This window comes from Enterococcus sp. C102(2024) (assembly GCF_040888205.1).
GTDB lineage: Bacteria > Bacillota > Bacilli > Lactobacillales > Enterococcaceae > Enterococcus > Enterococcus faecalis.
The window spans coordinates 953,031-960,051 of record NZ_JBFOHH010000001.1 but is presented as its reverse complement, the minus strand read 5'-3'; the positions used below and the strand labels follow the sequence as shown (position 1 = coordinate 960,051).

Here is a 7,021-nt window from a genome sequence, read left to right as displayed (position 1 = left end):
GAGTTGAAACAATAGTAAAAAAGGTGTACGTAAAAGTTTATGTACACCTTTTTAAGTAAAATCGTAATTTTTTTGACTTTCCAGCATAGAAAAGTGTATCATAGAATGAATTAGTTTAAAAGAAATGAGTTAGGAGATAAGATGAAATTAGTCAGTGTAGTCATACCCGTATATAATGTAGAAAAATATGTAGAAAAATGTTTAGACTCAGTTATTAATCAAACCTATCAAAATTTAGAAATTATCATTGTTAATGATGGATCCACCGATAATTCTTTAAGTGTTTGTCAAAAAAAGAAACTATCAGATTCCAGAATAAAATTAATTAACAAGGAGAATGGAGGACTCTCTTCTGCTAGAAATGCTGGGATTGAATGTGCACAAGGTGAATTTATCTGTTTTATCGATAGTGATGACTGGATCGAGCTGGATTATATTGAAGTGTTATTGAACGGAATGGAAAATACGAATGTGGATATATCGGTTATTCAGATGATTAAAGTAAAGGATTTTAATAAAATTGCCTTTCAAAGTGAAAGCCAAACTAAGTGGGACATATTCGAACGAGAAACTGCAATGAGAGAACTATTCTCGAGTAATTTAATTGGTTATTCGGCAAATAATAAGTTATATAGAATTAGTTTGTTTAAAAGCATAAGATACCCAGAAGGGATGTTAATGGAAGATAAAGGAACTACGTATCGTTTAATTGATAGTTCAACCAAAGTTGCTGTTAATGGTTCTACTAAGTATCACTACTATTTACGAGATAATAGTATTTTAAGAACAGATTTTAATCAAAAAAATTTTGATTCTTTTATTATCCATGAAGAAATTTTAAATTTTATGGATGAACATTATCCGAGTATAAGTCCTAAAGTAAAGTCTAGATATGTCTATGAAGCAATTAGAATGATGATGAGAATGATTGAAAGTAATTATACCTCAAAATTAGATTATACTAAATGTATGGATATTGTAGAAAAATATCAAAGTGAAGTACTAAATGATAATAAGATATCTGTTAAGCTTAAATTAATCACAAAACTATTAGTTAAGTTTCCTAGTTTACCAAGTCGCATCTCTAAGAATAAATTAATCGCTAAAATATTTAAAAAAATGGAAGGAATTAACCGATGATAATAAAGATAAAAAAATTTCTTTCACGCTATATTTATCCTGTGTTTTTTTTAATGTTGCCTATTCAAAATAAAAAAATATTTTTTTCTAGTTTTGGTGGGAGAAACTATTCAGGTAATCCGCGAAGAATATCTGAAGAGCTTTATAAATTGAATCCTAAACTAAAGTATATATGGTGCATTAATAAAGATGTTTCTGTTAAAAACCTGCCACCATATATAAAACGTGTTGACAATAATTCGCTTTTGGCTACTTTTCATCTATATACAAGTAAAGTTTGGATTGATGACTCAAGAAAAACAATTTTTTTTAAAAAACGTAAAAATCAGATTTACTTTCAAACATGGCATGGAACTCCCTTGAAAAAAATAGAGTTTGATGCCGTGGATAAACTCCCAAATAGTTATTTAAACTATGCTCTAAAAGATTCAGAAAGCTTAGACTATCTACTTTCTGGTAATAAGTATAGTAGTGATATCTATGCTTCTGCTTTTAGAATAGATGAAAATAAAATTGCTAATGTTGGAACGCCGAGAAATGATCAATTATGCCTAAAAATTGATAAAGAAGTTTCGTTGTTTGAAAAAGAAACTATTAAGTTGCTATTTGCACCAACTTTTAGAAATAATAAAGCTGATAATGGTCAAAAGCAACTAGATATTTTAGGTATTCCGTACCTAGTTAAATATTTTGAATCACTCAATAAAAAAGTAGAAATTTATTTGAAATTTCATCCTAATGTAAATCAAAGCCTAATTAAGCAGGTAGAAATACGAGATTTGATAAAAAAATATTCAGTTCACTTAATCGATAATAATGTAAGTTCAGAAGATACGTTTCTTGATATGGATTTACTGATTACCGACTACTCGTCTATTTTCTTTGATTTTGCATTATTAAATAAGCCGATTATTCTTTTAAACTATGATGAAGATGAGTATAAGAAGGAAAGAGGATTTTATATTGATTTAGATTATTTACCTTTGCCGAAAGCAAAAAGTTACCAAGAAATTTTGGCTATTTTCGAACATGATAGAGAAACGTTGATAGAAGGTCCTAAAATGTTACTGAAAAAAATAGGTAATTTTGAAACTGGAAAAGCAACAAATTTTGTCACTGAAAAAATATTAGAAAATATTGAGAGATGATAGAAAAATATGAAAAAATTCATTAGTGATGTTTTGTTTAATGCAACTTACCAAGTATTATTAATTATACTGCCAATTATAACAATGCCTATACTTAGTCGGCGGCTGGGAACAGAAGGATTAGGGATATACAGTTATGTATTCTCTATCGCTCAGTTTTTAATGATCTTGATATCAGTTGGGATGAATCCCCTTAGAATTAGAAGAATAGCACAAAATAAATTTAATAAAGATGAATTAAATAAAGAATTTTGGAATCTTTTTATCATGCAAGCATTAATTGGATTAGTGATCACAACCATATATTTTTTCGCAATTTTTTTATTTAAAATTGAGTATAAAGAATTATATTATATACAATTAATTTTTTTAATAGGTACAACCTTTGATATTGCTTGGTTTTTTCAAGGTATTGAACAATTTGCTCAGGTAGTTATTAGAAATGTGATCATAAAATTGTTATCAGTAATGTTGATTATCTTGTTAGTGAAAAACGATAAAGATTTACCTTTGTATGTTTTAATTACATCTGCATCTACTGTAGTTGGAAGTTTAATTTTTTGGCTGAGTCTAAAAAATAAAATTTCTAAACCTAACTTTTCTATGCCTATTTTTAAATCTTTATGGAAACCTAGTTTGATTATCCTTTTGCCACAAGTGTTTATGCAAGTTTATACAACTTTGGATAAAACGGTAGTGGGATCTTTAACTACCAATACAGAGCTTTCTTACTATGATCAGTCTCAAAAAATTGCAAGAATTCTACTAACATTACTCTCATCTTTAACTATTGTTATGTTACCTAAAATGACTGGAGCTATCAAAAATGGGGATAATGATAAGGTATATATGTATACTAAAAAGGCATTTAATTATACGTTGACTTTTTCATTAATTTTGTTTTCTATTATTTTTGCTAATACGAAAGAGTTTGTTGTATGGTTTTTTGGACCTAAATTTGTTCCTATGACCGCAAATATGATGATTGTCTCATTTATTATTATATTAAATCCGATTGGAGGGATTTTCTCTAATCAGTTTGCTTTGGCTATGGAAAAAGACAAAGAATATGGAATCCCATTAATAATTGGTTCAATTGTTAGTTTACTTGGCAATTATATTCTTGTTCCAATTTATAATGCATTAGGTGCGACTATTGTACTAGTTTTTGTAGAACTCATCGTTTGCATATTAAGAATAGTATTGATTAAAGATTTTATTAATTTACAATTTTTAATTACCAAACAGATACTTATTGAATTGGGCTTAACAATAGCAATTACAATTACTGGGCTTCTATTACCTTCAATTTTTGCTAATTCTTTTTTTAACATTGCATATAAATCAATGGTCATGTTATTATTGTTTGGTATCATATTATTTACGACTAAAAGTGAAGTTGTGTTAGATGTAAAAAAAATACTAAAAGGAACTAAAAATTAATGAAAAAACATGTTTACTTAATCATGGCGCATGACAATTTCGATATGTTAAGCTTATTGTTAAAAGAGTTAGATGATATTAGAAATGATATTGTAATTCATATTGATAAAAAATCTAGTAATGTTAATATAGCTGATTTAAAAACACATTGTCAGTATTCGGAAGTTTCTTTTATTGAAAGTATTTCTGTAACATGGGGGGCTTATTCACAAATTGAATGTGAACTGGCATTACTTAAAGCTGCTGTGAAAAGAAATTATAATTATTATCATTTGATTTCTGGGCTTGATTTTCCTCTTAAAAGTCAAGATTATATTCATGAATTTTTTGATAAAAATGATGGAAAAGAATATATACAATTTCAGCAGCCAAAAATTAAACAAAGAAATTTAGAGCGTGTTATGTATTACTACCCATTTCAAGAAAAAGTTGGTAAGAAAAAAAATTTTTTATGGTTTTTAGGTAAACTGTATAAAATTATTCAAAAATTTTTAAATAGTAATAGAATAAAATCAGATAAATATACATTTCAAATGGGGGCAAATTGGTTTAGCATAACTAACGATTTGGCCAAATATGTGTTAGAGCAGGAAAAGTTTATTAATGATTATTTTAAAGATACGATTAACGGAGATGAATTATTTCTACAAACGATTGTTTATAACTCTAAATTTTTAGAAAAAGTAAATACACCCAATTTTGATAATTCTTGTCATTCAAATATGCGTTATGTAGTATGGGAAAATGATACACCAAAATATTTTTGTGACAGCGATTATGATATGCTGATTAACAGAGAAGAATTATTTGCTAGAAAATTTAATGTATCATATTCTGGTCAGTTAGTAAATAAATTAAAAAATGCGAAAGAGAGGAGATATAAATGAGAAAGATAATAACATATGGTACCTTCGATTTGTTACATTATGGACATATTAATCTTTTAAGAAGAGCGAAAGAAAGAGGAGACTATTTAATCGTTGGACTATCTACAGATGAATTCAATTGGGAAGAAAAAGGAAAGAAAACCTATTTTTCTTTTGATAAGAGGAAAAAATTATTAGAAGCTATCAGATATGTAGATTTAGTTATTCCGGAAAATAGCTGGCAACAAAAGATTCAAGATATTAAAGAATTTCATGTCGCTGAATTTGTGATAGGTGATGATTGGTCAGGGAAATTTGACTTTATCGCTAATGAAACTAATGCGGAGGTTATTTATTTACCAAGAACACCTGAAATATCAACAACTCAGATAAAAAAAGATTTAGAAAATAAAACATTTTAAGTTTTTAGGTATCATAATATTTGTATTTAAAGCGTAAATTTGTATGAGGAAGTGGATAACTAGATGCTAAAACCAAATAGCACACTAAAGAATATAAAAGGAATATATATCTTATATTTTGAGCTGATATTAATTTTTCGTACAATCGGTCCATTAATATTAATGCCCAACTTGTTGGATAAACTATTCTTTGTATCATCTGGTCTTATAGGATTAACAATTATTTTTATTGATGCAATTGATTCTATTAAAAAGAGTAATCAAAAAAAATTTGACATATGGCTCATATTATTTATTGCTATTATGTTGATATCTAGTTTAGTCAATATAAAGTATGGATTGGCTGGTAATTTAAAATTAATTATGTGGCAAGCTATATACTTTTTTGTAATATTTCAATATGGCAAAGATTATGGTAAAAAAGATAAGATTTTTGATTATTTTTTTGTTATATTAATAATCTTCTGGTTCTTTTCTGCTATTATTTCTTTATGGATGTTTTTTACGCAATTTGGCGTTAAAATTCCTATGGATAACCGTTATTATCCATTACGTATGGGATTTCTAGGAAATAGACTTTTCGGAGTGTTTCCAGACCCAAATTTTGGAGCTACTATATCCGTTGTTGTAATTTTACTTTCTGTTTATTATATTAAAACAAATTCTAATAGAGCGTTTACTTTATTTAATAGCCTTAATATTTTGTTACAGTTAATGTTTATATCGCTATCAGGCTCTAGAACTGCATTAATTGTGTTATTAACAGTAACTGCTGTAGGTATGTTTTTTGTTAGCTATCATAGCAAAAAGATAGATTCTCAGAAATTATTTTTACGTTGGATTCTATCTATAATTAGTTCGCTCCTCACTATTGCGGTCTTGTACTTGATAATTGATGCTCTTAAAACAGGTTTATCATATATTCCAAGCCTTTTGCAAATGAAAGAAGCCTCGCTTCCTACGATTGATACTAAGAATAATTTGAATAAAGTAAACTTAGACAGACCAGATGTTTCTAATGGCGGTGATATATCTAATTTACGATTTTCTCTTTGGAGTAGTGCTGTTGAGATATTTAAATCAAGTTGGTTAGTAGGAGCTTCAGCTGCTAATTATATTCCATATGCACATGATGTTTTACCAGATTCATTTATAGGGCAAAATACATTAACAACACATAATTTTGTGTTCTTAATCATGGCTTCTACAGGAGCTTCTGGATTATTAGTTTTCTTTATATTCTTTGTAAATAAAATATACATTTCTTTAAAATATTTATTTGGTAAAAGTAGTTTGATGCAAGATATGAATTTTTACGTAATACTTAGTGTTTTAGCTATTACAATATCAGCATTGTTTATTACCGAGCTAGTGTTAGTGAGTACAATTGGTGCTGTTGTGATTTGGTTCTTTTTGGGTAAAATTACATCTTTAGAAAATAAAGATTCTTTGTCAAAATAATGTTGGCAAAGAAAAATTATAGAATAGAGTCTCGTCCAGAGGAGAAAATTCTCTGGGCTTTTTTCATTTGGTTCGTATTTCGTGTGTGTACTTGATAGAAGACAATTGGCAATTTGAAATTATAAAAGTTACAAAACATAGGAATTTCATTTAAACTGTTGATTCCTCAATTGCAGATATGTTTTGAATTTTGTGACTTCATTAAGAAACAATCGAGTGTTTGTAATCCCATAGCGAATGATAATTAAATGATTTGTGCAATGTTAAAGTAAGTGGAGTATGTTGATTTTCCTATATAAATGGTGCATTTAGTTTACAAGTAAAAAATAAACATTTAGTTATACTAATTTTTCAACAAAACTATTAAAAAGTAGATATGCCCAGTTATTTATGAATTTCCTTTGCGAACAATAATTACTAGAAAGTACCAGGATATTAAATTTTAACTTATTAATATAAATCTTCTATTTATTAATGGAAATATATCAAGTTTTAAAACTTGATATTTCATGATAATCTTGTATTGCAAACAATAAGTGTT

Annotated in this window: 6 protein-coding genes; all 6 read left to right on the top strand. The window is 27.5% G+C overall.

Features of this window, described 5'->3' with window-relative positions:
* Nucleotides 1–141: 141 nt before the first annotated feature.
* The 6 genes from AB3I34_RS04625 to AB3I34_RS04600 all read left to right on the top strand — a co-directional run bounded on the left by AB3I34_RS04625 (nt 142) and on the right by AB3I34_RS04600 (nt 6,480).
* On the top strand, nt 142–1,140 hold the full coding sequence (locus AB3I34_RS04625) for a glycosyltransferase family 2 protein (RefSeq protein ID WP_002359913.1): 999 nt from the start codon (nt 142–144) through the stop codon (nt 1,138–1,140).
* Nucleotides 1,137–2,288, top strand: coding sequence for a CDP-glycerol glycerophosphotransferase family protein (locus tag AB3I34_RS04620; RefSeq protein WP_002359914.1), 1,152 nt, complete (start codon nt 1,137–1,139; stop codon nt 2,286–2,288). The genes AB3I34_RS04625 and AB3I34_RS04620 overlap by 4 nt, the downstream gene beginning before the upstream one ends.
* Nucleotides 2,289–2,297: 9 nt before the next feature.
* The gene (locus AB3I34_RS04615) at nt 2,298–3,731 is read left to right on the top strand and encodes an oligosaccharide flippase family protein (protein ID WP_010712630.1); all 1,434 of its coding nucleotides are present in this window, start codon (nt 2,298–2,300) and stop codon (nt 3,729–3,731) included.
* Entirely contained in the window at nt 3,731–4,618 is an 888-nt protein-coding gene (locus tag AB3I34_RS04610) for a beta-1,6-N-acetylglucosaminyltransferase (protein ID WP_002370370.1), read from the top strand. The genes AB3I34_RS04615 and AB3I34_RS04610 overlap by 1 nt, the downstream gene beginning before the upstream one ends.
* Entirely contained in the window at nt 4,615–5,019 is a 405-nt protein-coding gene (gene tagD / locus AB3I34_RS04605) for a glycerol-3-phosphate cytidylyltransferase (protein WP_002359917.1), read from the top strand. Before AB3I34_RS04610 ends, tagD begins: the two co-directional genes overlap by 4 nt.
* A gap of 63 nt (nt 5,020–5,082) precedes the next feature.
* A complete protein-coding gene (locus AB3I34_RS04600) occupies nt 5,083–6,480 on the top strand; it encodes an O-antigen ligase (protein WP_002359918.1) in 1,398 nt (465 codons plus the stop codon).
* Nucleotides 6,481–7,021 lie beyond the last annotated feature (541 nt).